This window comes from Methylobacterium sp. 1030, from assembly GCF_040544715.1.
GTDB lineage: Bacteria > Pseudomonadota > Alphaproteobacteria > Rhizobiales > Beijerinckiaceae > Methylobacterium.
This window is the reverse complement of sequence record NZ_JBEPKM010000009.1, coordinates 14,920-40,369: the sequence shown is the minus strand read 5'-3', so window position 1 is coordinate 40,369 and position 25,450 is coordinate 14,920. Positions and strand designations below refer to the sequence as shown.

23 protein-coding genes are annotated in these 25,450 nt (G+C 72.8%); 7 read left to right on the top strand and 16 right to left on the bottom strand.

The features are described from left to right. Window position 1: 1 nt before the first annotated feature. The 5 genes from infB to ABIC30_RS14380 all read right to left on the bottom strand — a co-directional run bounded on the left by infB (window position 2) and on the right by ABIC30_RS14380 (window position 7,514). On the bottom strand, window positions 2-2,929 hold the full coding sequence (infB, locus tag ABIC30_RS14400) for a translation initiation factor IF-2 (RefSeq protein WP_354455537.1): 2,928 nt from the start codon (window positions 2,927-2,929) through the stop codon (window positions 2-4). 76 nt (window positions 2,930-3,005) lie between these two features. Next, a complete protein-coding gene (locus tag ABIC30_RS14395) occupies window positions 3,006-3,728 on the bottom strand; it encodes an RNA-binding protein (protein ID WP_020092717.1) in 723 nt (240 codons plus the stop codon). 25 nt (window positions 3,729-3,753) lie between these two features. After that, the gene (gene nusA / locus ABIC30_RS14390) at window positions 3,754-5,379 is read right to left on the bottom strand and encodes a transcription termination factor NusA (protein ID WP_042671441.1); all 1,626 of its coding nucleotides are present in this window, start codon (window positions 5,377-5,379) and stop codon (window positions 3,754-3,756) included. A 64-nt stretch (window positions 5,380-5,443) separates the two neighbouring features. Further along, entirely contained in the window at window positions 5,444-6,205 is a 762-nt protein-coding gene (gene rimP, locus ABIC30_RS14385; RefSeq protein WP_234081243.1) for a ribosome maturation factor RimP, read from the bottom strand. Between the two features lie 298 nt (window positions 6,206-6,503). Next, window positions 6,504-7,514 carry an aldo/keto reductase gene (locus ABIC30_RS14380; protein ID WP_020092720.1) on the bottom strand — a complete coding sequence of 337 codons (1,011 nt, stop codon included), beginning with the start codon at window positions 7,512-7,514 and terminating at the stop codon, window positions 6,504-6,506. Window positions 7,515-7,721: 207 nt separating this feature from the next. Between ABIC30_RS14380 and msrQ the strand changes: the two genes are divergently transcribed. The 3 genes from msrQ (at window position 7,722) to ABIC30_RS14365 (ending at window position 9,642) form a co-directional block, all read left to right on the top strand. Further along, entirely contained in the window at window positions 7,722-8,651 is a 930-nt protein-coding gene (msrQ, locus tag ABIC30_RS14375) for a protein-methionine-sulfoxide reductase heme-binding subunit MsrQ (protein WP_234081245.1), read from the top strand. Between the two features lie 68 nt (window positions 8,652-8,719). Continuing rightward, window positions 8,720-9,121 (top strand): hypothetical protein, encoded by a 402-nt coding sequence (locus ABIC30_RS14370; protein ID WP_056525759.1) that lies wholly within the window; start codon window positions 8,720-8,722, stop codon window positions 9,119-9,121. A gap of 110 nt (window positions 9,122-9,231) precedes the next feature. Further along, window positions 9,232-9,642: a hypothetical protein gene (locus ABIC30_RS14365; RefSeq protein ID WP_234081248.1), complete on the top strand. Its 411-nt coding sequence runs from the start codon at window positions 9,232-9,234 to the stop codon at window positions 9,640-9,642. A 14-nt stretch (window positions 9,643-9,656) separates the two neighbouring features. Here ABIC30_RS14365 and ABIC30_RS14360 read toward each other — a convergent pair whose 3' ends face one another. Together ABIC30_RS14360 and ABIC30_RS14355 are read right to left on the bottom strand one after the other, a co-directional pair. Beyond that, complete coding sequence (locus tag ABIC30_RS14360) at window positions 9,657-9,833, bottom strand: hypothetical protein (protein WP_012320668.1); 177 nt, start codon at window positions 9,831-9,833, stop codon at window positions 9,657-9,659. Window positions 9,834-9,982: 149 nt separating this feature from the next. After that, the gene (locus tag ABIC30_RS14355) at window positions 9,983-10,399 is read right to left on the bottom strand and encodes a DUF4174 domain-containing protein (protein ID WP_234081250.1); all 417 of its coding nucleotides are present in this window, start codon (window positions 10,397-10,399) and stop codon (window positions 9,983-9,985) included. A 123-nt stretch (window positions 10,400-10,522) separates the two neighbouring features. Here ABIC30_RS14355 and curA point away from each other — a divergent pair, with 123 nt between their 5' ends. Further along, the gene (curA, locus tag ABIC30_RS14350; RefSeq protein WP_020092724.1) at window positions 10,523-11,542 is read left to right on the top strand and encodes an NADPH-dependent curcumin/dihydrocurcumin reductase; all 1,020 of its coding nucleotides are present in this window, start codon (window positions 10,523-10,525) and stop codon (window positions 11,540-11,542) included. Between the two features lie 168 nt (window positions 11,543-11,710). Further along, entirely contained in the window at window positions 11,711-12,280 is a 570-nt protein-coding gene (gene ssb / locus ABIC30_RS14345) for a single-stranded DNA-binding protein (protein WP_354455532.1), read from the top strand. 193 nt (window positions 12,281-12,473) lie between these two features. Here ssb and ABIC30_RS14340 read toward each other — a convergent pair whose 3' ends face one another. From ABIC30_RS14340 to xth, 7 genes are all read right to left on the bottom strand, one after another. Beyond that, window positions 12,474-12,941, bottom strand: a complete 468-nt coding sequence (locus ABIC30_RS14340) for a hypothetical protein (RefSeq protein ID WP_026604858.1) — start codon at window positions 12,939-12,941, stop codon at window positions 12,474-12,476. A 201-nt stretch (window positions 12,942-13,142) separates the two neighbouring features. Continuing rightward, window positions 13,143-13,463, bottom strand: a complete 321-nt coding sequence (locus ABIC30_RS14335) for a GCG_CRPN prefix-to-repeats domain-containing protein (protein ID WP_020092727.1) — start codon at window positions 13,461-13,463, stop codon at window positions 13,143-13,145. Window positions 13,464-13,602: 139 nt separating this feature from the next. Continuing rightward, window positions 13,603-13,917 carry a hypothetical protein gene (locus ABIC30_RS14330; RefSeq protein ID WP_020092728.1) on the bottom strand — a complete coding sequence of 105 codons (315 nt, stop codon included), beginning with the start codon at window positions 13,915-13,917 and terminating at the stop codon, window positions 13,603-13,605. Between the two features lie 101 nt (window positions 13,918-14,018). Then, window positions 14,019-14,285: a hypothetical protein gene (locus tag ABIC30_RS14325; RefSeq protein ID WP_020092729.1), complete on the bottom strand. Its 267-nt coding sequence runs from the start codon at window positions 14,283-14,285 to the stop codon at window positions 14,019-14,021. Window positions 14,286-14,390: 105 nt separating this feature from the next. Then, window positions 14,391-15,173, bottom strand: a complete 783-nt coding sequence (locus tag ABIC30_RS14320) for an SDR family NAD(P)-dependent oxidoreductase (RefSeq protein WP_026604859.1) — start codon at window positions 15,171-15,173, stop codon at window positions 14,391-14,393. A gap of 315 nt (window positions 15,174-15,488) precedes the next feature. Beyond that, complete coding sequence (locus ABIC30_RS14315) at window positions 15,489-16,367, bottom strand: SDR family oxidoreductase (protein WP_354455529.1); 879 nt, start codon at window positions 16,365-16,367, stop codon at window positions 15,489-15,491. 268 nt (window positions 16,368-16,635) lie between these two features. Next, window positions 16,636-17,445 (bottom strand): exodeoxyribonuclease III, encoded by an 810-nt coding sequence (gene xth, locus ABIC30_RS14310; protein ID WP_091679731.1) that lies wholly within the window; start codon window positions 17,443-17,445, stop codon window positions 16,636-16,638. Window positions 17,446-17,604: 159 nt separating this feature from the next. On the opposite strand from xth, the gene ABIC30_RS14305 reads away from it, so the two are divergent. Beyond that, complete coding sequence (locus ABIC30_RS14305; protein ID WP_091679733.1) at window positions 17,605-18,339, top strand: lysophospholipid acyltransferase family protein; 735 nt, start codon at window positions 17,605-17,607, stop codon at window positions 18,337-18,339. A gap of 13 nt (window positions 18,340-18,352) precedes the next feature. Here the strand turns inward: ABIC30_RS14305 and ABIC30_RS14300 are convergent, their stop codons facing one another. Together ABIC30_RS14300 and ABIC30_RS14295 are read right to left on the bottom strand one after the other, a co-directional pair. After that, window positions 18,353-19,261 (bottom strand): LolA family protein, encoded by a 909-nt coding sequence (locus ABIC30_RS14300; protein WP_056525729.1) that lies wholly within the window; start codon window positions 19,259-19,261, stop codon window positions 18,353-18,355. 267 nt (window positions 19,262-19,528) lie between these two features. Further along, window positions 19,529-22,855 carry a DNA translocase FtsK gene (locus tag ABIC30_RS14295; protein ID WP_354455683.1) on the bottom strand — a complete coding sequence of 1,109 codons (3,327 nt, stop codon included), beginning with the start codon at window positions 22,853-22,855 and terminating at the stop codon, window positions 19,529-19,531. A 485-nt stretch (window positions 22,856-23,340) separates the two neighbouring features. Here ABIC30_RS14295 and ABIC30_RS14290 point away from each other — a divergent pair, with 485 nt between their 5' ends. Beyond that, a complete protein-coding gene (locus tag ABIC30_RS14290) occupies window positions 23,341-25,404 on the top strand; it encodes an NAD(+) synthase (RefSeq protein ID WP_020092737.1) in 2,064 nt (687 codons plus the stop codon). The last annotated feature ends 46 nt before the right edge of the window (window positions 25,405-25,450 follow it).

Below are 25,450 nucleotides of genomic sequence, written 5' to 3'. Positions count from 1 at the left end.
GTCAGAGGGTGCGGCGGATCTCCTCGACCCGGTAGCACTCGATCACGTCGCCCGCGCGCATGTTCTCGAAGTTCTCGAAGGCCATGCCGCACTCCTGACCGGAGGTGACTTCCTTCGCGTCGTCCTTGAAGCGCTTGAGCGTCTTGAGCTTGCCCTCGTGGATCACGACGCTGTCGCGGATGAGGCGGACATGCGCGCCGCGCTCCACGATGCCGTCGGTGACGCGGCAACCCGCGACCTTGCCGACCTTGGAGACCTCGAAGACCTCCTGGATCGTCGCCTCGCCCAGGCGCTCCTCGCGGAGCGTCGGCGGCAGCATCCCCGACAGCGTGGCTTTGATGTCGTCCACGAGGTCGTAGATGATGTTGTAGTAGCGGATCTCGATGCCCGCCCGCTCGGCGGCCTCGCGGGCCTCCTTGTGGGCGCGCACGTTGAAGCCGATGACGACGGCCTTCGACGCCTGCGCCAGGGTGATGTCCGACTCGGTGATGCCGCCGACGCCGGCCAGGAGGATGCGGGCCGCGACCTCGTCGTTGCCGAGCTTCTCCAGGGCGCCCGAGATCGCCTCGACCGAGCCCTGCACGTCGCCCTTGATGACGACCGGCAGCTCCTTGCGGCCGGCGCCTTCCTTGAGGTCGCGCATCATATCGACCAGCGAGCGGTTGGCACCGCCGGTCCGCGCGTTCTGGCGCTCCCGCTTCTGACGGGCGCGGTACTCGGTGACCTCGCGGGCGCGGGCCTCGTTCGGCACCACGATCACGCGGTCGCCGGCATCCGGCGTGCCGTTGAAGCCCAGCACCTCCACCGGCACCGACGGCCCGGCGTACTGCACGTTCTCGCCGAGATCGTCGATCAGGGCGCGCACGCGGCCCCACTCGGCGCCCGCCACGACGATGTCGCCGGTGAACAGGGTGCCGCGCTGGACCAGGACCGTGGCCACGGGGCCGCGGCCGCGGTCGAGCTGGGCCTCGATGACCGTGCCCTCGCCGTCGCGCTTCTCGTTCGCGCGCAGGTTCATGATCTCGGCCTGGATCTGGATGCCCTCCAGGAGCTGCGGCAGGCCGGCGCCGGTCTTGGCCGAGACCTCGAACTCGAGGGTCTCACCGCCCATCGACTCGACCTGGATGTCGTGCTGCAGCAGCTCCGTGCGGACCCGCTCCGGCTTGGCATCCGGCTTGTCGATCTTGTTGACCGCGATGATCATCGGGACACCGGCCGCCTTGGCGTGCTGGATGGCCTCGATGGTCTGGGGCATGACGCCGTCATCGGCCGCCACCACGATCACCACGATATCGGTGACCTTGGCGCCGCGGGCGCGCATCGACGTGAACGCCGCGTGGCCCGGGGTGTCGATGAAGGTGATCATGTCGCCGGAGGGCGACGCGACCTGATAGGCGCCGATGTGCTGGGTGATGCCGCCGGCCTCGCCCTCGACCACGTTCTCCTTGCGGATCGCGTCGAGCAGCGACGTCTTGCCGTGGTCGACGTGGCCCATGATGGTGACCACCGGCGGACGGGGATCGAGATCCTCCTCCAGATCCGGCTCGTCGGAGGAGAGGCCCTCCTCGACGTCGGACTCGGCGACGCGGCGCACCGTGTGGCCGAGTTCCTCGGCGATGAGCTGGGCGGTGTCCGAATCGATCACGTCGGTGATCTTGTGGATCTGGCCCTGCTTCATCAGCAGACGGATCACGTCCACGGCCCGCTCCGACATGCGGTTGGCGAGTTCCTGGATGGTGATCGTCTCGGGGATCGTCACCTCGCGGGACAGCTTCTCCTTCTGCTCCACGTGGCCGCGGCCGCTCATGCGCTGCTGGCGGCGGCGGAACGAGGCGACCGAGCGCGTGCGCTCGTCCTCGCCCGAGGTCGCGTTGGCGATGGTCAGGCGGCCGCGGTTGCGGTCGCCGCCCGGAGATTTCGGGGTCTTCGGCGGCGCGATGATCTTGAGCGGCATGCCGGGACGGCGGATCACCCGCTTGGTCTCGGACTCGTCCTCGTTGGTCTGGGCACCGCGACCGGCGGGGCGCGCCGCGGCCCCCGCGCCGGCGGGACGCGCGGCGGTCGCCGGCGTCGCGCTCTTCTCGGGCTCGGGCGCCGGAGCCGGACGGGCCATGAAGTTGAGGTCGCGCGGCTTGCGCGAGTCGGCCGTGATGGTCTTGCGCGGCTCGCCCGTGGAGGGGCGCGGCGTCAGCGGCGGGCGCGGAGCGGCCGGAGCCGCGGCGGAGGCAGCCGGGCGCGCGGCGGCCGGACGGGCCGCCTCGGGCTGACGGGCCGGCGCTGCCGCGGGGCGCGCCGGCGCCGCGGCGGCGGGACGGGCAGCGGCCGGCTGGGCCGGCTGGGCCGGCGCTTCGGCCGGACGGGCCGGTGTCGCGGCGGGGGCGTCGGCCGCGGGTGCGGGGGCGGCGGCCTGAGCCTCGGCGGCCTTGGCAGCTTCAGCCGCCGCGGCAGCGGCGGCCGCAGCCGCGGCCTTGCGCTCCTCGTCCTCGCGACGGCGGGCCTCGGCGGCCTCGCGCTCGCGGCGGGCCTGCTCCTCGGCCTCGCGACGGCGCGCCTCGGCCTCGGCCTCCACCTTGCGGCGGGCCTCGGCCTCGCGGCGCTGCGCGTCGGCGAGGGCGGCGGCGCGGGCCGCACTCTCCTGCTCGCTCAGGGTGCGCAGGACGACCCCCGAAGCGGCGCGCTGCGCCGGACGCGGGGCCGGCGCCGTCGGCGCGGGGGCCGCCGGGCGTGGGGCCGGCGCGGGTTCACGGGCAGGGGCGGCCGGCGCCGCACCGATGACGCGGCGCTTCACCGTCTCGACCACGACCTGCTTGGAGCGGCCATGGGAGAAGCTCTGACGCACGGTGCCCGCCTCGATCGGCCGCTTGAGGCCGAGCGGCTTCGGGGAAGTCCGGTTCAGAGTCTTGTCGCCCGGGTTGTTCGTATCGCTCATTCAGCCTGAACCCTGAGGGTTTCCATCGTCCCGTGAACCGACACCCGGTGGCGCCGGTCAAAATAGTCCTGCGTCGTCAACGTGAGGCTTCGTCGATCCCGCCGATTCGGGCTGGATCGGGCTCCCCGGTCGCCGCGGCGGCGCCCTCGAAGGAGCGTAGCCGACGCCAACGCGACAGGCAGCCGGCGGCTCCGGCTCCTGCGACGAGCGCAGCGTGTATCACATGATCCCGACCTAAGGCCATGTCCAATTCGTCCTCGGACAGGTCATCGATGATCGGGATCCTTGACATGGCCCCGCCGTGGCGCCTGTGCAAGGCCGACGCGATCTTCCGCCGGCCGTCCGGGCTCGCCTCGGCGGCATGAATCACCGCAATGGCGCCCGGCTGCCCGCCGATCGCGGCCTCGACCTTCGAGAAGCCCGCGACCACGCAGCCCGCCTTGTTGGCCATGGCGATGGCCTGCCGCAGGTCGTCCCGCAGCCCGGCGGCGATCCGGTCCGGCAGGTCGGGGGCGGCCGGGGTCGGCCCCTTGAACGCCCGCGAGAACAGGTTCTTCCGCACCGCGGTCGCGACAGCCTCGCGCCGGGCGCTGATCCAGGCGCCGCGGCCCGGCAGCTTGGCGCGCAGGTCGGGCACGACGCTGCCGTCCGGCCCGCGCACGAACCGGATCATCGCGTCCGGCGCCTGGACGACGCGCGTGACGATGCAGGTCCGCTCGGGCGAGCGGCGGCCGGGGCCGGCATCGAGCCCCCCGGCATCCAGCCCGTCCTCGGGCAGGGTCGTGTCGACCGCGACCATCGCGCCTCCGCCGCCGGCGCCCGCCTCAGGCCTCAACCTGCGCGGGGGCGGCCTCGTCGCCCTCGGCCGCCTCGGCACCCTCCTCGGCCTCCGGCTCCGGCAGGGCCTCGATCCAGCCGGCCTTCAGGCGGGCGGCCATGATCAGGGCCTCGGCCTCGGCGCGGGACAGGTCGAACCCGTCGAGGTAGCCGGCGTGGCGCACGGCCTCGGGACCGCGGCCCTCCGTGTAGCCGACGAGGTCGTCGGTGGCGCAGCCCGCCAGATCCTCGACGGTCTTCACGTCGTTCTCGCCGAGGGCGACCATCATGGGCGTGGTGATGCCCTCGATCTCCCGCAGCTCGTCGGCGACGCCGAGCTCGGTGCGGCGGGCGTCGTGCGCCTGCTCGATCCGGGCGAGGTGGTCCTGGGCGCGGGCCTGGATCTCGGTGCCGGTCTCCTCGTCGAGACCCTGGATGCCGGAGAGCTCCTGGATGTCGACGTAGGCGATCTCCTCGACGTTGCGGAAGCCTTCCGCGGCGAGCAGCTGGCCGACGGTCTCGTCGACGTCGAGCGCCTCCATGAAGACCTGGGTCCGCTCGGCGAACTCCTTCTGGCGGCGCTCCGATTCCTCGGCCTCGGTCAGGATGTCGATGTCCCAGCCGGTGAGCTGCGAGGCGAGGCGCACGTTCTGGCCGCGGCGGCCGATCGCCAGCGACAGCTGGTCGTCCGGCACCACCACCTCGATGCGGTCGGCCTCCTCGTCGAGCACCACCTTCACCACCTCGGCGGGCTGGAGCGCGTTGACGATGAAGGTCGCCTCGTCCTCGGACCACGGGATGATGTCGATCTTCTCGCCCTGCAGCTCGCCGACGACGGCCTGCACGCGAGATCCCCGCATACCCACGCAGGCGCCCACGGGATCGATGCTGCCGTCGCGCGAGATCACCGCGATCTTGGCGCGCGAGCCCGGATCGCGGGCCACCGCCTTCACCTCGACGATGCCGTCGTAGATCTCCGGCACTTCCTGGCCGAACAGCTTGGCCATGAACTGCGGGTGCGAGCGCGACAGGAAGATCTGCGGGCCGCGCACTTCCGAGCGCACGTCGAACAGGTAGGAGCGGATGCGGTCGCCCGGCCGGAAGGTCTCGCGCGGGATCATCTCGTCCCGGCGCACGATGCCCTCGCCGCGGCCGAGATCGACGATGACGTTGCCGTACTCGACCCGCTTCACGATGCCGTTGAGGATCTCGCCGATGCGGTCCTTGTACTCGTCGAACTGGCGGGCGCGCTCGGCGTCGCGCACCTTCTGGACGATGACCTGCTTGGCCGACTGCGCGGCCACGCGGCCGAAATCGAAGGGCGGCAGGGTGTCGGAGATGACGTCGCCGACCAGCGCGCCCGGGTTGTAGCGGCGGGCCTGGTCGAGGGTGATCTCGCGGGCGTCGTTCTCCACCTGATCGACGACCAGGAGGTGGCGCGAGAGGCGCAGCGCCCCGGTCTTCGGGTCGATCTCGGCGTGAACGTCGGTCTCGGCGCCGTAGCGCGAGCGGGCGGCCTTGGCGATCGCCTCCTCCATCGCGTCGATCACGATGGAGCGGTCGATCACCTTCTCGCGGGCGACCGCGTCGGCGATCTGGAGGAGTTCGAGCCTGTTGGCGCTGACGACGGCCATCGGTGTCGGTCCTTCTCTTCCGTCAAATCTTCGGGCCGGCCGCCGGGCGGCCGGCGCGGGGGTCTCAGTGCAGGGAGTCGCGGTCCTTGAGCCGGGACGCCTTGGTCACGACCGGCTTCTTCGGGCCGGTCCGGGCCTGTTTCTGGGGCTTGGCCGCGGGGCTGGCCTTGCGGGGGCCCTTCGGCTGGAAGGGCGCGCGCGCCGGCGGCGCGCTCTCCGCGGCGTCCTCCTCGTCCTCGGCCTCGTCGGCCTCGTCAGTGGCGGGCGGCCCGCCGCGGCGCAGCGACTCGCGGATCAGCGCGTCGGTGAGGACGAGATGGGCCTCGGCGAGGTCCTTGAGCGGCAGGTCGATGCGGCTCGGCAGCCCTTCCTTCACGTCGGGCAGGTCGATCGGGACGGTCGCGCCCGTCGGGTCCGGCGCGCCGAGGATGCCGCGGAAGCGCTTGCGCCCGTCGAGCGGCGGGCTCAGCTCGACCTTGGCCTCGTAGCCCACCCAGCGGGCGAAGTCCGAGACCCGCACCAGCGGCCGGTCGATCCCCGGCGAGGACACTTCGAGGTTGTAGGCGCCGCCCACCGGATCGTCGACGTCGAGGATCGGCGAGATCGCGCGGCTCACCGCCTCGCAATCGTCGATCGTGAAGGTGCCGTCCGGCCGCTCCGCCATGATCTGCACGGTGCAGCCGTTGACGTTGGACATCCGCACCCGGACCAGCCGGAAGCCGAGGCCCGCCAGTGGCCCCTCGATCGCCTGCGCGACGCGCGCGGCGACTCCGGCCTCGCGGACGAGGCGCTTCTCGGACAGATCCGCTTCAATCTCGGACGACATGGGTGTTCAGCGCGCAACCTTCGCGGCGTTCTGCCTGGCCGCCCGCGGCGTGGGGCCTCGTGCGGCGAGAGGGTGTGCGGCGAAAAAAAAGAGCGGACCCGGTGGGGCCCACTCCCGAACCGCAGCCTCTCGACTGCCATCAGAACTGTCGAGAGCTAGATAGCGGCCCTCGGCCCGGAGCGCAAGGTGGATCCGCCGCGCCGCGCGAGCCCGCTCGTCCCCAGCTCCGCCTCATCCTTCGATGTCGCGCTTCGCGGCCACCTCAGGATGAGGGGATCGGTCGAAGATCGGCCGCGTCTCAGCCGCTGCGCGGCACCCGCCCCTCCAGCGGATAGGCCGGATCGTTGTAGCCCGGCGTCGTCGGATGCCCCGCGGCCACGAACCCGTCGACCAGCGCCTCGTCCTCCGGGGTGAAGGCGTAGTCGAGGGCGCCGAGATATTCCTGCCACTGCGCCTCCGTCCGCGGCCCGGCGATCACGCCGGTGACGAGGCGGTTGTTCAGCACCCAGGCGGTGGCGAACTGGCCGGCCGTGATGCCGCGGGCCTCGGCGTGCTCCCTCAAGGTCCGGGCGATGCGCAGGGATTCCGGGCGCCACTCGGTCTGCATCATCCGGGCGTCCTGGCGGCCGGCCCGCGACTCGGCCGGCGGCGGCGCGTCCGGGTCGTACTTGCCGGTGAGCACGCCGCGCGCGAGCGGCGAGTACGGCACCACGCCGAGCCCGAAATGCGCGCAGGCGGGCAGGTGCTCGGTCTCCGGCATCCGGTTGAAGGCGTTGTAGTAGGGCTGGCTCACCACCGGCCGGTCGATCCCGGCCTCGTCGCAGAGCCGGCAGATCTCGGCGACCCGCCAGGAGCGGTGATTCGAGACGCCGAAATGGCGGATCTTGCCCGCCCGCACGAGGTCGGCGATCGCCCGGACCGTCTCGGCCAGCGGCGTGTCGTGGTCCTCCTTGTGGAGGTAGTAGATGTCGATGAAATCCGTGCCGAGGCGGCGCAGGCTGTCCTCGGCGGCCTTCATCACGTGGACCCGCGAGAGGCCGCGGTCGTTGACGCCCGGCCCGGTCGGGTTGGCGACCTTGGTGGCCAGGACCCAGGCGTCGCGCTCGGCCCGGATCGCCCGGCCGGTGATCTCCTCCGAGCGGCCCTCCGTGTAGACGTTGGCCGTGTCGATGAAGTTGATCCCGGCCTCCCGGGCGCTGGCGACGACGCGGCCGGCCGTGGCCTCGTCGGTGGGGCCGCCGAACATCATCGTGCCGAGGCAGATCGGCGAGACCTTGAGGCCCGAGCGGCCGAGCGTGCGATACTGCATGGGATCCCTCCAACGTCCGTCGTCTCGCTATCTCGCCGCGGGAACGGCGCGGTCAACCACAACACAGGTCAACGCCGCCCTGTAACCCGCGAACGCCCGCGGCGAACCGACCCGTGACGGCACCGATGGCCCGGGCAGCCGTTCCCGCCGGTGGCCCGGGCCATCGGCGCGGCGCCGTCGTCCACCGCGAAGCTTCCGTTCGGACCCATGATCGATCGCTCGGCCGCCGCCCTCGGCATCCCCCTCCCCTGGCTCGACCGGGCCGGCCGCCTCTCCTGGCTGAAGCTCGCGGTGTTCGCGTGCTGCGTCGCGCCCGCGCTCTACCTCGCGGCCGCCTACCGGCTCGACGCCCTCGGGGCGAAGCCGATCACCGCGCTGATCCACGCCACCGGCGAGTGGGCGGTGCGCTTCCTGCTCTTCTCGCTGGCGATCTCGCCGCTGCGCCGCCTCGCGGACTGGCCGAAGGTCCTCGTCGTGCGGCGCATGCTCGGCGTCACCGTGATGGCCTACGCGGTGGCCCATCTGACCCTCTACGCCGTCGACCAGAACCTGATCCTCACCAAGGTGATCTCCGAGATCGCGCTCCGGCTCTACCTGACGATCGGCTTCGTGGCCCTGATCGGCCTGATCGCTTTAGGGTTGACCTCCACGGACGCGGCGATCCGCAACCTCGGCCCGAACTGGAATCGCCTGCACCGCCTCACCTACACGATCGCCGTGGCGGCCCTGGTCCACTACTTCCTGCAGTCGAAGATCGATGTCACCGACCCGGTCTTCTCGGCGGGCCTGTTCCTGCTGCTGATGGGCTGGCGGGTGATGCGGCGCTTCCAGTGGCCGGAGCGGCCCTGGTCGCTCCTCTTCCTGGCGATCGTCGCCGGGCTCGCGACCGCCGGCCTGGAGGCCGCGTGGTACGGCCTCGCCAGCGGTGTGCCGGCCAACCTCGTCCTCGCCGCCAACCTGGACTTCTCCGGGCCGATCCGGCCGGCCTGGTGGGTGCTGGCCGTCGGCCTGTCGCTCCCGCTCGTTGCGCTCGTGCGCGGCCCGAAGGCCCCGGCAACGGGCAGGCGACCGGCCCAGGCGGCCCGCCGGGAGCCTATCCGGGAGCCCGTCCGGGAGCCCTTGTCGCCGTCGGCCTGATGCCGCAGAACCCGCTCCCGGTCCTCCGCCGCCGGCGGCCCCGGGCCCAGCGGAGCTTTCGAGACGCCATGCGCGGCACGCCTCTCCTGATCGCGGGCTTGCTCGCGCCGACCCTCGCCTTCGCGACGCCCCCCGCGACCCAGGCCGCGAAGCCGGCCGCCAAGGCGGCGCCCGCCGCGCCGCCGCCGGCCGCCGCCGCGCCGGCAGCCGCGGCCTGCACGCCGCCCGCGCCGCCGCCGGCCTCCGCGCGCCCGGCCAAGCCGGAGCTGCCGCCGAAGCCCGCCTGCCTCGACGCCAAGGAAGGCTGCCCGGGCTGGGAGGCCTACAGCTACAACGACGCGATCAAGGCCTATAACCTGCAGGCGCAGGCCTTCCGGCCGATCGCCGAGGCCTACCTGCAGAAGCTCAATGCCTACGTGAAGGCGAGCGCGGACTACGCCCAGTGCGAAGTGAACGCGATGCAGAAGTAGCCGGCTGAACGGCGGCCGACACCGCGGCTCGGAGGCGGTTCAGGCACCCCGTCGCATCCTCCGGCGATGATGGCCGCGATCCCCGCGCGCCCGCTCACGCCGAGGCCACCGTGCCCGCTCGTCGTCTCCTCTTACGAACCGGCTTCTGCGCCCTGCTCCTCGCCGCCGGCCCGGCCCTGGCCGCCGATTTCGACGGCCCCTACCCGCCGCACGGCTACGGCGGGCCCGCCCAGGACGACGAGCCGGAGCGCCGGCCACCGCCGCCCCCGCCCCCTCCGGGACCGCGGCCCGAACCCGAAGTCCGCGGCCCCCGCTTCACAGCGGCGCCCCCGGAAGCGTCCCCGGAGGCGTCCCCCGAGGCATGCCGGGAATTCGTGCGGCGGCGCTTCGGTCCGGACGGGGAGCCGGTGCTGCGACGGGTGCGGGTCTGCGATGAGCCGGTCGTCGACCGCGGGCCGCCGCCGCCTCCCCCGCCGCCGGAGGACATCCCGCCCCGTCGCTGGGGCGGGCCGCGCTGGTAGCGCGGGAATCCGGCTCAGATGCGGGCCGGCGCCTTCCTGAGGGCGGCCGCGAAGGCCTTGAGCTGGCGGTTCAGATCCGCCAGCTCGTTCAGCGCGATGGTCTTGTGGCCGTCGCGGACCGCGCGCTCGATATCCTCGACCTGCAGGTCGACGAGGCGGCGGATGGCGGTGGCGACTTGTTGTCGGGTCATCGATTCGAGCGTCTCGTCCGAGCGTCCTGGCGGGCCTCAACGGACGGCCGGTGCGCGGCCGTCGACACGTTTCGGTGATAGGCCGGTAGGCTTAACCGATGGTGTCCGCGGCCCCGCCGTTCACAGGCGATCCGGCCCTGGCCGAGGCCCTAGCGGCGCTCGCGCATCTCGCTGCGGCGCATCGGCATCGCGTCGATGGTGGCGAACAGCCTCTGCGGCGCGATCGGCGCCGCTTCGGTGATCTTGGCGCCTCCGTCCTTGCCGACCAGGACCGCGCGGAAGCTGTCCGCGGGCAGGCCGAGGCGCTCGCGCAGGGCCCGCGCCTCGGCCCCCGTCCCGACCGCTTCGAGCACCACGAGGTCGCGCTCGGCGACGCCGGTGCGGACCGAGGCCAGCGCCGCCCGCTGCGCCCGGAGCTGCGCGTCCCCGGCCTCGGGCGCCGACAGCACCAGCACCCGCGCCCGGTCGCGGTAGCCGTCGAGGGGACCGGCCAGGGCGGCCCCCGCCGCCAGGGCTGCCATGCCTGCTATGCCTGCCAGCCCGAATCCCAGTGCCGTCTCCCGCATGCCGCCGCTCCGCTCGCTCGAGTCGGGACAACGCGCGACTCGGCCGCGCGATCGCGGCGGCGCCTTTGCCTCGCGGGCCCGGCGCCCCAGATCGGGGCGGAAGCCCGTGTCCCGGAGTCCGCCATGACCACCGCCATGAACCGCCGCATCGTCCTGGCCTCGCGCCCGCACGGCGAGCCGCGGCCCGAGAATTTCCGCCTCGAGGAGGTGCCGGTGCCGCAGCCCGGCCCCGGCCAGGTCCTCCTGCGCACCCGCTGGCTGTCGCTGGACCCCTACATGCGCGGCCGGATGAGCGACGCGAAATCCTACGCGGCACCCGTCGAGATCGGCGCGCCGATCACCGCCGAGACGGTGGGCGAGGTGGTCGCCTCCAACCACCCGGATCACGCCGTGGGCGACCTGCTGACGGCCTTCGCGGGCTGGCAGGAGTACTTCGTCACCGACGCCAAGGGCTCGCGCAAGGTCGACCCCGATGCCGCCCCGCCCTCCACGGCGCTGGGCGTGCTCGGGATGCCGGGCATGACCGCCTATACCGGCCTCCTCAACATCGGCCGGCCGAAATTCGGCGAGACCGTCGTGGTGGCCGCCGCCGCCGGCCCCGTGGGCTCCCTGGTCGGCCAGATCGCCAAGATCCACGGCGCCCGCGCCGTCGGGATCGCGGGCGGCCCCGAGAAGTGCCGCTACCTCACCGAGGAGCTCGGCTTCGACGCCGCGATCGACCATCGCGGGTCCGACCTGCCGGGCGCGCTGGCGGCCGCCTGCCCGAAGGGCATCGACGTGTACTTCGAGAATGTCGGCGGCGCGGTCTTCGCCGCCGTGCTGCCGCTGCTCAACCCGTTCGCGCGGATCCCGGTCTGCGGCCTCGTCTCCGCCTACAACGCCACCGAGGTGCCCCCCGGCCCGGACCGCCTGCCCAGCCTGATGCGCGCGGTCCTGACCAACCGGCTGCACATCCAGGGCTTCATCGTCTGGGACTTCGCCGAGCAGGCGGACACATTCCGCAAGGAGGTCGCCGGCTGGATCCAGGACGGGCGCGTCCGCTACCGCGAGGACGTGGTCGAGGGGCTGGAGAACGCCGCCGAGGCGTTCATCGGCCTGTTGAAAGGTCGGAATTTCGGCAAGCTCGTCGTCCGCGTCGCCTGAGAGCGGCTTGCTGCCCAAACGGAACAGATATAGAACAAATCGATCCGTCGGCGCTGCGGAAAGCGGGCACAAGCCCGCCCCGCCGGTTGCCGCTCCGGAGGCCCGGGCGCATGGTTCGCGCGCCGCCGGGCAGATGCCCTGTGAGATCCGTACGACTAGGAGAGAGCGATGGCGGGCAGCGTCAACAAGGTGATTCTGGTGGGCAATCTCGGGCGCGATCCCGAGATGCGCCGCCTCGGTTCGGGCGACCCGGTCTGCAACCTCCGGCTCGCGACGTCGGAGTCGTGGAAGGACAAGGCGACCGGCGAGCGCAAGGAGAAGACCGAGTGGCACTCGGTCGTGATCTACAACGACAACCTCGCCCGGGTGGCCGAGCAGTACCTGCGCAAGGGCTCGAAGGTCTACATCGAGGGCCAGCTCCAGACCCGGAAGTGGACCGACAATTCCGGCGTCGAGAAGTACACGACCGAGGTGGTGCTCCAGCGCTTCCGCGGCGAGATGACGATCCTCGACGGGCGCGGCGGCGGCGGCGGCGACTTCGCCGGCGAGGACGAGGGCGGCGGCCAGATCAGCCGTGGCGGCGACTTCGGCGGTGGTCGGGGTGGTGATCGCGGCGGCGATTTCGGCGGCGGTCGGGCCCAGGGCAGCGAGCGGCGTCCGGCCCCGGCCTCCTCGGGTGGCGGCGGTGGCGGTGGCAGCCGCGGCGGCTACGACCTCGACGACGACATCCCCTTCTAGGACCGCCCACGATCCGGAGGCCCTGTACCGTCACCCGGGTCGGCCTGCCCGACCCGGGTGACGCGGACATCTGGGCTGCGTCAGCGCAGCCGTTTCAAGGCAGCATCCCGGGACCGCGCGGCGGTGCCCGGGATCCAGATCCGCCGGCGTACGTCTCGGGCCGCCCGCCTTCGGCGCCCCGGAGCGCCGCCGCTCAACCCTTGAGCTGCCGGTTGCAGGCCGAGTAGTAGCCGCCGCCCTTCTCGATCCACTTCATGCCGCCCAGCGTGCCGGCAGCCTTCGCGGCGTTGTAGCTGTCGAGGCAGGTGTGCATCCGGGCCTTGCCGGCCGATTCCTTGGCGTATTTCGGATCGACGGCGCGGGGGAACGTGGCCGACGCCGCGGCGGCGGACGTCGTCCCGGCGCGCGGGGCGGCCGGCGGCGCGGCCGGAGCTGTCGTCGCGGTCGGCGAGACAGGGTTCGGCGCGGTCGTCGGGGCGTTGTCGGCCGCCGCACCGCACTCGGCCTTGCGGAAGTCGTTCCACTTCTGGCCGTTGAGCGTGCCGGCCTGCTTGGCGGCCTGATACTTGACCGAGCAATCCTTCGCGGAGAGCGCGGAAGCCGGCGCGGCGCCGGCCACCAGGCCGGCGATCATCAGGGATGCAAATACATAGCGACTCATGACGAAGAATCTCCGGGACACTATGTTGCGTCCCGAAAGAGATTAATACGGCTCTATGCCGTCGTGAATATGGGTTTGTCCGTTCCAGGGGACAACGCGATGGCCGAGCACTGACCCGGCACCGGCCGGCCGCGGATCCGGATCGCGCGCGGCGGGCCGAGCTCTGGACGCGGCGACCCGAACTCGGGTCGCCGACGCGGATCACCAGCCGCCGTAGGACCGGCGCGGGCCCTCGTAGCCGCCATAGCCGCCATAGCCGCCGTAACCGCGGTCGTAGCCGCCGTAGCCGGGCCGGCCGCCGTAGGGTCCCCGCGGTCCGCCCCAGCCCCAGCCGCGATCGTTCGGCCGGCAATGGCCCCAGGGATTGGGATGGAAGCCCGGACCGCAGCCTCCGGCCACGCGCTCGATCACCGATCCGGCATCGGGCGGCCCGTAGCCGAACGGCGCCGCGTTGGCCGTCGTGGCGGTCGCGAGAGCCGCGGCGGCCACCGCGACGAGGCCGATCACCTTGGCGCGCATCATGACACGATCTCCTGAACCTGCGGCCCGGACGCGCCGGGCCGATGACAGGAGGATGCGCCGGCCGCTGTGAACCCGGACAGGCTCGGGCATTCATCGAGCCGACACTCTCGGCCGGCCGGGCCTCCGCGCGGCGGGTCGGTCAGGCGGCCTGGAGCTGGATCGGCGCCGGTGCGGGCGCCCGCGAGCGCGCGAAGAGGTCGGCGCCGACCGTCACGCCCGCAGCCCTGACCAGCGTGGCCTCGTCGCAGGAGCGCGCGACCTTCAGGCCGAGCGCCTCGAGCCGCGCGTGCTCGGCGCAGTAGGCGGCGATCCGGGCGCGGCCGTAGGCCGGCATCGGCGCGAGCAGCCGGTCGCGCTCCGCGTCGTCGGCGCGGAACAGGGCCGAGATCAGCTCGATCGGAACCGGATACCGCGCCAGGGCGCTCGGGTGGGGTCGGTTGCCGTCGCGCGCCATGGGTGCCTCTCCGCTTCGCTGTGCGGTGGAAGGTTCGGCAACCATAGTTAACGATCAGTTGTGATCGCGGCGGGAGCCTCGGTGAGCCGCCCCGCGGCGCCTCAGCGGCGGGGCGGGCTCACCCAGGTTCCGCCGGCGGCGCGATCCGACTCCGGCGCCGCGAACGGGGGTCGCGCGTCCGCCCAGCGGGCGACCGGGCCCGCGGCCGGCGCGATCGAGCCCGTCGTCTCGGGGTCGGTCCAGACGGGGGCGCCCGCGGCGACCAGCGCGGGTGACGCGGACGGATCCGGCAGGTTCCGCTCGTAGCCGGCGACGACCGCCGCGAGGGCGATCGCCACGAGGACGAACGCTAGACCGTCGACGATCATGGAGCCGAGTCTCGGCATGGTGCCCGCGCCTGTTGACCAAGCCTCCGGGCTACGGCGGCAGGGTTAACGAACCCTGTCCGAACCCGGCGGATCGGGCCGACGCGTTCAGATGTTGCGCGCGCCGCGCAGCGTCTTCAGGCCGATTCCCGTCGACTCGAAGCCGCCGTCGACGGCGAGTTGCTGACCGGTGATGTAGGAGGCGCGCTCCGAGCAGAGGAACACGATCGCCTCCGCGAGCTCCGTCTCCAGCCCGTAACGGCCGAGCGGGACGGCGTCGTGGTAATCCGCCCGGATCTCGGGGCTGTGCACCGCCTTGGCCATCGCGGTGTCCACCGGACCGGGAGCGACGGCGTTCACGCGGATCCCGTACTGCGCCAGCTCGGCGGCCTGCTGCTTGGTGAGCTGCGCGAGGCCCGCCTTGCTGGTGCCGTAGGCGGTGCGGAGCGTCGAGGCGCGCAGGCCCGAGATCGAGGTGATGTTCACGATGGCGCCGCCGCGCTCGGACAGGAGCGGGACGGCCGCCTGCGTGCACAGGAACGGGCCGGACAGGTTGACGGCGAGCACCCGCGACCAGTCGGCGAAGGTGGTCTCGGTCAGCGGCTTGAAGATCGCGATGCCGGCATTGTTGACCAGGGCGTCGAGGCGGCCGAACCGGTCGGCGACCTGCTGGATCGCCGCCGCCACCGCCTCGGGGTCGGAGACGTCGGCCGTCACCGCGAGCGTGGCTTCCGGACGGCCGAGCCGCTCGGCCGCCGCCGCCGCGCCCGGGCCGTCGATGTCGAGAAGGGCGACGTTCCAGCCGTCGGCGAGGAAGCGGGTCGCGGTGGCGAGGCCGATGCCGCGGGCGGCCCCCGTCACCAGCGCGGTCCGGGCCTGGGCGTCGCTCATGGTCGTCTCCGTCGGGATCGGCGGCGCCCGGATGGCGCGGGTCAGCGTTCGGGTCCGCGGCGGTGCCATCACCGCGCGCCGGACCCGGGCGGCCTTCCGGGCCGTCCCGCCGTTGTGAACCGATCCGCCCTCAACGTCTGATGGATCGCGCGCGCGCCGTCGAGGGTCTGCCCGAACATCCGCCCGGCGATGACCCGCGTCAGCGAAGCGGCCCGGGAGCGCCACGCCCGGCGGATGTCCCGCGGGTCCGGGGCACGTCGCAGCGCTCGGGACGACGGCGTGGTGCCGCCGCAAAGAGCGGCGACGGGTGCGGGATTAGAGCATCGGCATGCCGCCGGTGACCGGCACCAGCGCCCCGGACATGTAGCTGCCCTCGCGGGAGGCGAGCAGCACGTAGGCCGGGGCCAGCTCCGCGGGCTGGCCGGCGCGGCCGAGCGGCGTCTGCGCACCGAGCTGCTCCATCTGCTCCGGGCTCTTCACGATCGGCTGGATCGGCGTCCAGACCGGCCCGGGGGCGACGCAGTTCACCCGGATGCCCTGCGGCGCCAGCAGGTTCGACAGGCCGATGGTCAGGCTCGCGATCGCGCCCTTGGTGGCGGCGTAGATCAGCATGTTCGGCCCGGCGACCTTGGCCTGCACGCTGGTGCTGTTCACGATCGCGCCGCCCGGCTTCATGTGCGGCACCGCCGCCTGGGCGAGGTAGTACATGGCGAAGACGTTGGCGCGGAACGAGCCCTCGATGTCGGACGCCGCCAGATCGTCGAGGCCCTCGTTCACCACCTGGGCGGCGGCGTTGTTCACGAGGATGTCGAGGCGCCCGAAGGCCGCGACGGTGCGCGCCACGAGATCTCGGCACCGGGCCTCGTCGCGGATGTCGCCGGGGAGCAGCAGGCAGCGGCGGCCGGCCTTCTCGACCCAGGCCTTCGTGTCCTCGGCATCCTCCTGCTCGGCTTCGAGATAGGAGATCGCCACGTCGGCGCCCTCGCGGGCGTAGGCGATGGCCACCGCCCGGCCGATGCCGGAATCGCCGCCGGTGATCAGCGCCGCCTGACCCGTGAGCAGGCCTTTGCCGACGTAGCTCTCCTCGCCGTGGTCGGGGCGCGGCGTCATCTTCGTGGTGAGGCCCGGGCGGGTCTGCTGCTGGTCGCCGGGGAAGGGCGGCCGGGGGCCGGCCTCGCGCGGGTCCTGGGTCATCGGGTGCGGCTCCTCGGCGGGGGACCCGCAGGATCTAGGGCCATCGCCGCGGCCTCCGCCTGCGCCCGGGGGTCACAGGCGGAGGCCGCGACCGGGCCGTCTCAGAAGGCGCGATTGCGAGTGGCGTGCGGGCCGCCGTAGCGGCGGCGCAGGTAGGACACGACCTTGGGAAGCAGGAAAGCGATCAGGATCTTGCGCATCGGGGCTCGCTCACGTCACGGGTTCGTGAGCGGGCAATGCTCGGACCGCGCCGCAGTTCCGCGCCCGGTCACAGCTCCAGCGTGAGGGTCACCGGGGCGTGGTCGGAGGGGCGCTCCCAGGCGCGGGCCTCGCGCAGCACCTCGACCTTGCGGACGGTCCCGGCGAGGTCGGGCGACACCCAGGCATGGTCCAGGCGCCGCCCCTTGTTGGCGGCCGACCAGTCGGGGGAGCGGTAGCTCCACCACGTGTAGATCTTCTCCGGCTCCGGGGTGAGGTGGCGCGCCGCGTCGATCCAGCCCGCCTCCCCGCGCAGCACCTCCAGCGCCTCGGTCTCCACCGGCGTGTGGCTCACCACGTCGAGGAGCTGCTTGTGCGACCAGACGTCGTGCTCCAGGGGCGCGACGTTGAGGTCGCCCACGAGGATCGCCGGCCCGGAGACGCGCCTGCCGCCCCAGGCGCGCAGTTCGGACAGGAAGTCGAGCTTGTGGGCGAATTTCGGGTTCAGGTCGCGGTCCGGCACGTCGCCGCCGGCCGGGACGTAGAAATCGTGCAGCACGATGCCCGAGGCCGCCCCGGCCTCCGGCCCCAGCACCGCCGAGATGTGGCGGGCGTCCTGACGCTCGCAGAAGCCCATCACGGCGCGGGTGTGCAGGGGGAAGCGGGAGAGGATCGCGACGCCGTTGTAGCCCTTCTGGCCGGCGAACATCACGTGCTCGTAGCCCGAACCGCGCAGGGCCTTCAGCGGGAAGGCGTCGTCCGGGCACTTGGTCTCCTGGAGGCAGAGCACGTCCGGTCTGTGCTCGGCGAGGAAGCGCAGCACGAGGTCGATGCGCAGGCGCACCGAGTTGATGTTCCAGGTGGTGACGGTGAATTGCACGGGCGGCGCTGGGGTTCTGACGGCGTTGCGCTCCGATAGCCGATTTCGCGGCCCGCGACAGTCCGCTCACCGCCCGCCCGGCGAAAGGCCGTGCGCGCCCGGCCGGCAGGCGCTATGTCCGGGCCCTGCCCTGTCCCGGGCCCCTCGTCGAGGCCCGCCATGGCGCACGCCCGCTCGCTCCTGTTCGCCGTCTACTGGGCCGCCTGGACGACCCTGTTCCTCGCGCCGCTGGCGATCTTCCTCCTGTCCGGATCGCCCCAGCGGCCGATCCGCAGGGCGACGCGGCTCTGGGCGCGCGGGATCCTGGGCGGCCTGCGGCGCATCGTGGGGCTGCGCTACGTCGAGGAGGGCCGCCAGCACCTGCCGGACGAGCCCTGCCTGATCGTCGCCAACCACCAGTCGACCTGGGAGACGCTGGCCTTCCTGGTCCTGGTGCCGGACGTGGCGATCGTCGCGAAGCGGGAGCTGCTGGCGATCCCGGTGGTCGGCTGGTTCCTCCGACGCTCGCCGATGATCGTCATCGACCGGGCCAAGGGCACCCAGGCCCTGCGCACCATGATCGACGGCGGTCGGGAGGCGGTCGCGGCGGGGCGGTCGGTCCTGATCTTCCCCGAGGGTACCCGCGGCGCGATCGGCGAGCCGCTCCGCTTCAAGCGCGGCGTCGAGTTGCTCTACGGCCGTCTCGGCCTGCCGGTGGTGCCGGTGGCGCTCAATTCCGGCCTGTTCTGGCCCGGGGGCGCGGCGACCCGGTCCGGCACGGTGGTGGTGAGCTACCTCGCGGCCCTGGCCCCCGGCCTGTCGACCGCGGAGTTCCTGCACGGGACGGAGGGCGCGATCGATCGGGAATTGAACCGGTGGCGGCCCGGCGACGCGGCCGGGCTCGGCGCCCCCTGACGGGGCGACCCCGTCACTTCTGCGATTGCTGGATCTGCTGCTGCATCGCCTTGTCCTCGGACCGTCCGTAATTGATGAAGAACAGGCTGCCGTCGACGCTCTTGCCCTTCTGCAGGTTCGAGAGCGTCACCGTGGTGACGTAGCCCTGCGGGTCGGTGATCCGCCACTGCGACAGGGTCTTCATCTCGGCGTCGAAGAACAGCTGGATCTTCGAGGTGCCGCCGAGGGTGGCGCGGTCCTCCAGGCTGATGCGGACGCTGCCTGGATCGCTCGCCACGTCGGTGACGGTGAGGTCGCGGGCGAGGTCGATCTTCTCGCGCAGGAGGAATTTCAGCGGCGTCTGTGCGATGAAGTAGAGGTCCTGGGTGTTCAGCTTGCGGTCGCGCACCGCCACCGAGGTCCCGTCGGCGACCACCTCTAGCGGCGAGGGCTGGTCGTAGTCGAAGCGCAGGCGGCCGGGCTTGACGAGCGTCAGCTTGCCGCCGATCCGGCGGCCGTCGGCGCCGATCTGCACGAAATTGCCCGTCAGGGTGTTGATGCCGTTGAAGTAGGCGTTGGCCTGCGCCAGCAGCGCGGCGGGATCGGCCGAGTCGGCGGTGACGATCGCCGTCGGCGCGCCCACCGCCGCGACCTTCGGCTCGGGCGCCTTGTGGTCCGCCTTGTCGGCGGCCTTGTCGCCGCCCTTGCCGGACTTGGCCGTGCCGGGCTTCGCCTCCTTGCTCGCCTCCTTGGCCTTGGGCGCGGCCTTCTTGGCCGGCGCAGGGGCCGCCGGGGCGGCCTCCGGCTGCGGGGCGGGCTCCTCCTTGTGGCCGAACAGGCTGTCGATGAAGGCGCCGACCTGCGCGTGGGCCGGGTTGGCTGTCGCGAGCCACAGCCCGGCGGCGATCACGGAGCCGGCTGTGCGGGTGCGGCGGCCGATCATCGGCAGAGTCTCCTGAGGAGCCGCGGGCAAGCTCCGGCGGCGAAACAGAGGTGGGCGGGCCGCTGCGGACGCCTTGCCGTCCCCTCGTCTTCGCGAGCGGAGCGAGGCAATCCAGGTGCGCCACGATACCGGAGGTCGCGCTACTCTGGGTTGCTTCGCTCCGCTCGCAGAGACGGGGCGGGTTTCGCAGCCCCCTTTTAGAACCTCGCCCTGTGGCGAAGATGCGACGTCCGGGCCGCCCCGTGGCGAGGCGGCCCGGACAGCGTCTCACTCGTCGTCGTACATCCCGGCCGAGCTGTGCGTCGCCCCGGCGACCAGGATCTCGCGCTTGCCGGCGTGGTTGGCCGGGCCGACGATGCCCTCGATCTCCATCCGCTCCATGATGGAGGCGGCGCGGTTGTAGCCGATCTGCAGCCGGCGCTGGATGTAGCTCGTCGACGCCTTCTGGTCGCGCAGCACCACCTCGATCGCCTGCTTGTAGAGGTCGTCGGAGTCGCCGCCGCTCGCCGCCGCGAAGGCGCCGATGTCGAAGACGGGGGCCTCCTCCTCGGGCTCGTCGGACCGCTCGGCCTTGTCGGCCGCGGCCGCCTTGCCCCGGCCGGACCGGCCGCCCTCCTTGGCGGGCTCCTCGGGCGAATCGTCGGCGGTGACGGCGTCGAGGTAGCTGGGACGGCCCTGGCGCTTGAGATGGGCGACCACGCTCTCGACCTCGCTGTCCGAGCAGAACGGCCCGTGCACCCGCGTCGTGCGCCCGCCCCCGGCCATGAACAGCATGTCGCCCTGGCCCAGAAGCTGCTCGGCGCCCATCTCGCCCAGGATCGTGCGGCTGTCGATCTTGCTCGTCACCTGGAAGCTGATCCGGGTCGGGAAGTTCGCCTTGATCGTCCCGGTGATCACGTCCACCGACGGGCGCTGGGTCGCCATGATCAGGTGGATGCCCGCCGCCCGCGCCATCTGCGCCAGGCGCTGGATCGCTCCCTCGATGTCCTTGCCGGCCACCATCATCAGGTCGGCCATCTCGTCGACCACGATCACGATGTACGGCAGCGGCGCCAGGTCCATCGCCTCGTCCTCGTACACCGCCTCGCCGGTGTGGCGGTCGAAGCCGGTCTGGATTGTGCGCGTGATGGTCTCGGCCCGGTCGCGGGCCTCCTTCATGCGGGCGTTGTAGCCGTCGATGTTCCGGACGGCGATCTTGGCCATCTTCTTGTAGCGCTCTTCCATCTCGCGCACGGCCCACTTGAGGGCGATGACCGCCTTCTTGGGGTCGATGACGACCGGGGAGAGCAGGTGCGGGATGCCGTCGTAGACCGACAGCTCCAGCATCTTCGGATCGACCATGATCAGGCGGCACTCCTCGGGCTTCAGCCGGTAGAGCAGGCTGAGGATCATGGTGTTGATCGCCACCGACTTGCCCGAGCCGGTGGTGCCGGCGACCAGGAGGTGCGGCATGCGCGCGAGGTCGGCGATGATCGGCTCGCCGCCGATGTTCTTGCCCAGGCACAGCGCCAGCTTGTGCTTGCTCTCGGCGAAGTCGGCCGACGAGAGCAGCTCGCGCAGGAACACGGTCTCGCGGGTCTCGTTCGGCAACTCGATGCCGATAACGTTCCGGCCGGGCACGACCGCGACGCGGGCCGAGACCGCCGACATCGACCGGGCGATGTCGTCCGACAGGCCGATCACGCGGCTGGACTTGGTGCCGGGGGCGGGCTCGAGCTCGTAGAGGGTGACGACCGGGCCCGGCCGCACCGCCAGGATGTCGCCGCGCACGCCGAAATCCTGGACCGTCTGCTGCAGGTTGAGGGCGTTCTGCTCCAGCACGTCGGCGTCGACCTCCTCGCTGCCGCCGGGGGCCGGCAGGGCGAGCAGTTCGAGGGACGGCAGCTCGTAATCGGCGTTCTCGATCGGCGCGATCTCGAGGTGGCGGCCGGCCGGGATCAGGTGTGCCCGCGGCGCCACCAGGGGGACCGACGCCGGCGCGGGGGCCGGCAGGGTCGCGACCTCGATCGCCTCGACGGCAGCGGCGACCGGCTCGGCCTCGACCCCGATCTCCGCCTCGATCTCCGTCTCGACCGGCTCCGGCTGCGGCGCCAGCTTGCCGCGGAGCAGGACCGGGCGCGGCGTCATCGGGATCACAACGCGCTCGGCCTCGGCGCGCGCGGCGACCGGCGCGGCAACGACCGGGGCGGGACCGGCTTCGGGCACGGCCGGGGGTGCTGGCGGGACGGCGGTCGGCTGGCCAGCCGCGCGGATCGCCGCCCGGGCCGCCATGGCGCTGAGAGCCGGCGCGCGGCGGGGCGCCTCGGACGCGGGGGCGGCCGGAGGCTCCGCCGCGGCGCTGCCGGGGCCGAAGACCAGCGACAGGCCGGACGCGGCCGGCGGCGCGACGGGCGGCAGGAAGGCGCTCCGGATCGAGGCGGCCTCGTCCATCCGCTGGCCGGTCTCCGTCCCGTTATCCTGCCCGTCGGCGGGACGCGGCGGCTGGTCGAACCGGACGAGCCGGTCGAGCACGTAGACCGGCCGCGGCGGCAGCGACCGCAGGTGCGAGATATCGAGGGGCATGGAGACGAAGCGCTCGTCGGACGCCGCCGGCGCCGAGACGGCGGCCGGGGTCGGCGCGACCTCGGCGGGCTGCGCCTCCAGGGCCGACCAGGCATCGACGGACGACCAGTCGGCGCCGTCGAACCAGGGCTGGACCTCGGACCAGTCCGGCAGGTCCGACCAGTCGCGGGCCGGGGCCTCGGCGACCGTCTCGACCGGCGCGGCGGCGACCAACGCGGCCGCGACCGGGGCGATCGCCGCCGTGGAGGCGGCCAGCTCGACCGCGGGCCGGACCGGGCGGCGGTCCGGCGTGCGGAAGAAGCGGACGCCCGGCGGCGCGACGAAGGGCTGGCGCCACAGCGGCACCGGCTCCGCGTCCGGCGCGGCGGCTTCGGGCAGGGCCGGCACGGCTGCGGCGCGCTCGGCCGCCTCGGCCGAGATCCGCGCGCGCTCGACCCGCTCCTGCTCGGCCTCTTCGCGGGCGGCCCGCTCGGTCTCCAGGGCGAGGGCAGCGGCCTGCGCCTCGGCACGGGCGCGCTCCAGGGCGACGCGCTCGGCCTCGAGGGCGCGCTGGCGGCGCTCCTGCAGAACCGAATCGGGGGTGCGGGTGTAGCGCACCGCCGAGGGCGCGGCCGGCGCCGGCGCGGCGGCCGGCGTCGCGACGTGGTCGGTCACTTGGTGGGCCACATGGCCGGCCGCATGGCCCGCGAGCGGAGCCGCGGCCGGCGCGTAGTCGGGGGCGATGGCGGCGGGGCGGCGCGGCTGGCGCACCAGCACGCCCGGCGACGAGGCGCTGCGGTCGATCCGGCTCTCGAAGATCGGGGCGTCCAGGGCGTCGAGGCTCGCCCGGTCGTCGAAGACCTGGGCCGGCCAGTGCGGCTCGGGTGCCGCGGCGCGCGGGGCGCGCTCGGAGCCCTCGCGGCCGACCATCGCGCCCGGCGGGGTGAGCCAGCTCGGCTCGGCCCGGCGCCCGGGCGCGCCGTAGGACGGACGGGCGGGCAGGCCCGCGGGAGAGCCGGAGAGGCGGCGGGTGAGGCTCGCGCGGAGCGCCATCAGCCGGTGCGCCAGGGCTCCCAGGGAGAGGCCCGAGCGGTCGCCGCCGCGGACAGGGCGGGCGGGGTCACGGTGGGAGTACGGAGGCCGTCCCGATGCGCGCATGGGTTCTCAGACGATACTCGAAACAGGGATCCGCCGACGCGCGGCGGCTGTTCCTGAGTTAGGCCATTCGTCGTTAATGGAGGCTTGCCGCCGGTCGCGGTGCGGAAACCATGCGGGACGATCGGCCCGGCGCTCCGGCCGGCCCCCGCATCGCCGCGACCGTGCCGTGACCGCCGCCGGGGGCCGTTTCGACCACGAAATTTCGAGGTAACGACGCCCCATGGACTGGAAATCGCGATCTGGGCCCCGTCCCGATCCGCCGCAGCGCAGTCTCTCGCGATGACGTCGGGAACCGGCCAGGGCGCGAACAGACTCCGCGCTGCCCCCCGCCCGCGTCCGCTATAGTAACCCGCAGCCACCCCTCACCCGGACAGGTGCCCGTGTCTCCAGCCACCTCCGAATCGCCGGCGCGCTTCCGCTCCCTCTACCGCCACGGCTTCGCCCGGGTCGCGGCCTGCACCGGCCGGAGCCATCCGGCCGAGCCCGAGCGCAACGCCGACGTCGTCCTCGACCTCGCCCGGACCTGCCACGATTCGGGCGCGGTGCTGGCGGTCTTCACCGAGCTCGGCCTCTCGGCCTACGCGATCGAGGACCTGCTGCTCCAGCAGACCCTGCTCGACGCGGTCGAGGCCGCGGCCGCCCGCGTGATCGCCGACTCGGCCCGTCTCCGGCCGCTGCTGATCGTCGGCGCGCCCCTGCGCTGGCGGCACCGCGTCTACAATTGCGCGCTCGCCATCCAGGGCGGCCGCCTGCTCGGCGTCGTCCCGAAGACCTTCCTGCCGAACTACCGGGAGTTCTACGAGAAGCGCCACTTCGCCTCCGGCGCCGGGATCGTCGGCGAGACCGTCCGGGTCGCCGGTCAGGACGCGCCGTTCGGCACCGACCTGCTGTTCCCGGCCGAGGACCTGCCGGGCCTCGTGGTCGGGGTGGAGATCTGCGAGGACCTGTGGGTGCCCGAGCCCCCCGGCATGCGCGCCGCGCTCGCCGGCGCCACCGTGCTGGCGAACCTCTCGGGCAGCCCGATCACGGTGGGCCGCGCCGAGTCGCGGGCGCTCCTGTCCCGGGCGGCCTCGATGCGGGGCGCCTGCGCGTATGTCTACGCGGCGGCCGGCCAGGGCGAATCGACCACCGACCTGTCCTGGGACGGCCAGACCAGCGTCGACGAGCTCGGCGTGCGCCTCGCCGAGGGCGAGCGCTTCCCCGAGAAGCCGGTGACGACGCTGGCCGACATCGACCTCGACCTGATCGCCCAGGAGCGCCTGCAGGCGGGCAGCTTCGACGACGACGCGCGCGGCCGCGCCCTGCCCTATCGCCGGGTGCCGTTCCGGCTCAACCCGCCCGAGGCCGATCTCGGCCTGATCCGGCGGATCGAGCGGTTCCCGTTCGTGCCGGCCGACCCGTCGCGCCTCGCGCAGGATTGCTACGAGGCCTACAACATCCAGGTCGCCGGCCTCGCCAAGCGCCTGGAGGCCACCGGCACCCGGAAGGCCGTCATCGGCGTCTCGGGCGGCCTCGATTCGACCCACGCGCTGATCGTGATCGCCAAGGCCTTCGACCGCCTGGGATACCCGCGCTCGGACATCCTGGCCTACACGCTGCCGGGGTTCGCCACCTCGAACGCCACCAAGACCAACGCCCACGCGCTCATGAAGGCGCTGGGCTGCACGGCCGCCGAGATCGACATCCGCCCGGCCGCCAAGCAGATGCTCGCCGACATGGACCACCCCTTCGCCAAGGGCGAGGCGGTCTACGACGTGACCTTCGAGAACGTGCAGGCGGGCCTGCGCACCGACTACCTGTTCCGGCTCGCCAACCACGCCGGCGGCATCGTGGTCGGCACCGGCGACCTCTCGGAGCTGGCGCTCGGCTGGTGCACCTACGGCGTCGGCGACCAGATGAGCCACTACGCGGTCAATGCCGGCGTGCCGAAGACGCTGATCCAGCACCTGATCCGCTGGGTGATCGGCAACGGCGAGGTCGGCCCGGACGAGGCGCGCACGCTCCAGGCGATCCTCGACACCGAGATCTCCCCCGAGCTGGTGCCGGTCGACCAGGACGACAGCCCGCAGAGCACCGAGGGGACGATCGGCCCCTACGCGCTGCAGGATTTCAACCTGTTCTACACGCTCCGGTACGGGTTCCGGCCCTCGAAGATCGCCTTCCTGGCGCTGCACGCCTGGGGCGACCGGGAGCGCGGCACCTGGGCGCCCGACTTCCCGGAGACCAAGCGGGTCGCCTACGACCTCCCGGAGATCCGCCGCTGGCTCGGGGTGTTCCTGAGCCGCTACTTCGGCTTCAGCCAGTTCAAGCGCTCGGCGCTCCCGAACGGGCCGAAGGTCTCGGCGGGGGGCTCCCTGTCGCCCCGGGGCGACTGGCGCGCGCCCTCCGACGGGTCGGCGCGGATCTGGATCGACGAGTTGAACCGAAACGTCCCTGAAACTTGACCGTCACAAACTCGACCGATTGTGCCATTATGAGCACGGTCAAGCC

Excerpts from the sequence above, each read along its gene's own strand:
- ABIC30_RS14295 (WP_354455683.1), bottom strand. The coding sequence starts at position 22,855 with ATGGCGCTCCGCGCGAGCCTCACCCGCCGCCTCTCCGGCTCTCCCGCG.
- ABIC30_RS14325 (WP_020092729.1), bottom strand. The coding sequence starts at position 14,285 with ATGATCGTCGACGGTCTAGCGTTCGTCCTCGTGGCGATCGCCCTCGCG.
- ABIC30_RS14315 (WP_354455529.1), bottom strand. The coding sequence starts at position 16,367 with ATGACCCAGGACCCGCGCGAGGCCGGCCCCCGGCCGCCCTTCCCCGGC.
- ABIC30_RS14360 (WP_012320668.1), bottom strand. The coding sequence starts at position 9,833 with ATGACCCGACAACAAGTCGCCACCGCCATCCGCCGCCTCGTCGACCTG.
- ABIC30_RS14370 (WP_056525759.1), top strand. The coding sequence starts at position 8,720 with ATGCGCGGCACGCCTCTCCTGATCGCGGGCTTGCTCGCGCCGACCCTC.
- ABIC30_RS14330 (WP_020092728.1), bottom strand. The coding sequence starts at position 13,917 with ATGGCGCGCGACGGCAACCGACCCCACCCGAGCGCCCTGGCGCGGTAT.
- ABIC30_RS14340 (WP_026604858.1), bottom strand. The coding sequence starts at position 12,941 with ATGAGTCGCTATGTATTTGCATCCCTGATGATCGCCGGCCTGGTGGCC.
- ssb (WP_354455532.1), top strand. The coding sequence starts at position 11,711 with ATGGCGGGCAGCGTCAACAAGGTGATTCTGGTGGGCAATCTCGGGCGC.
- ABIC30_RS14320 (WP_026604859.1), bottom strand. The coding sequence starts at position 15,173 with ATGAGCGACGCCCAGGCCCGGACCGCGCTGGTGACGGGGGCCGCCCGC.
- infB (WP_354455537.1), bottom strand. The coding sequence starts at position 2,929 with ATGAGCGATACGAACAACCCGGGCGACAAGACTCTGAACCGGACTTCC.
- ABIC30_RS14300 (WP_056525729.1), bottom strand. The coding sequence starts at position 19,261 with ATGATCGGCCGCCGCACCCGCACAGCCGGCTCCGTGATCGCCGCCGGG.
- ABIC30_RS14355 (WP_234081250.1), bottom strand. The coding sequence starts at position 10,399 with ATGCGGGAGACGGCACTGGGATTCGGGCTGGCAGGCATAGCAGGCATG.
- rimP (WP_234081243.1), bottom strand. The coding sequence starts at position 6,205 with ATGTCGTCCGAGATTGAAGCGGATCTGTCCGAGAAGCGCCTCGTCCGC.
- curA (WP_020092724.1), top strand. The coding sequence starts at position 10,523 with ATGACCACCGCCATGAACCGCCGCATCGTCCTGGCCTCGCGCCCGCAC.
- ABIC30_RS14380 (WP_020092720.1), bottom strand. The coding sequence starts at position 7,514 with ATGCAGTATCGCACGCTCGGCCGCTCGGGCCTCAAGGTCTCGCCGATC.
- ABIC30_RS14305 (WP_091679733.1), top strand. The coding sequence starts at position 17,605 with ATGGCGCACGCCCGCTCGCTCCTGTTCGCCGTCTACTGGGCCGCCTGG.
- ABIC30_RS14395 (WP_020092717.1), bottom strand. The coding sequence starts at position 3,728 with ATGGTCGCGGTCGACACGACCCTGCCCGAGGACGGGCTGGATGCCGGG.
- nusA (WP_042671441.1), bottom strand. The coding sequence starts at position 5,379 with ATGGCCGTCGTCAGCGCCAACAGGCTCGAACTCCTCCAGATCGCCGAC.
- msrQ (WP_234081245.1), top strand. The coding sequence starts at position 7,722 with ATGATCGATCGCTCGGCCGCCGCCCTCGGCATCCCCCTCCCCTGGCTC.
- ABIC30_RS14335 (WP_020092727.1), bottom strand. The coding sequence starts at position 13,463 with ATGATGCGCGCCAAGGTGATCGGCCTCGTCGCGGTGGCCGCCGCGGCT.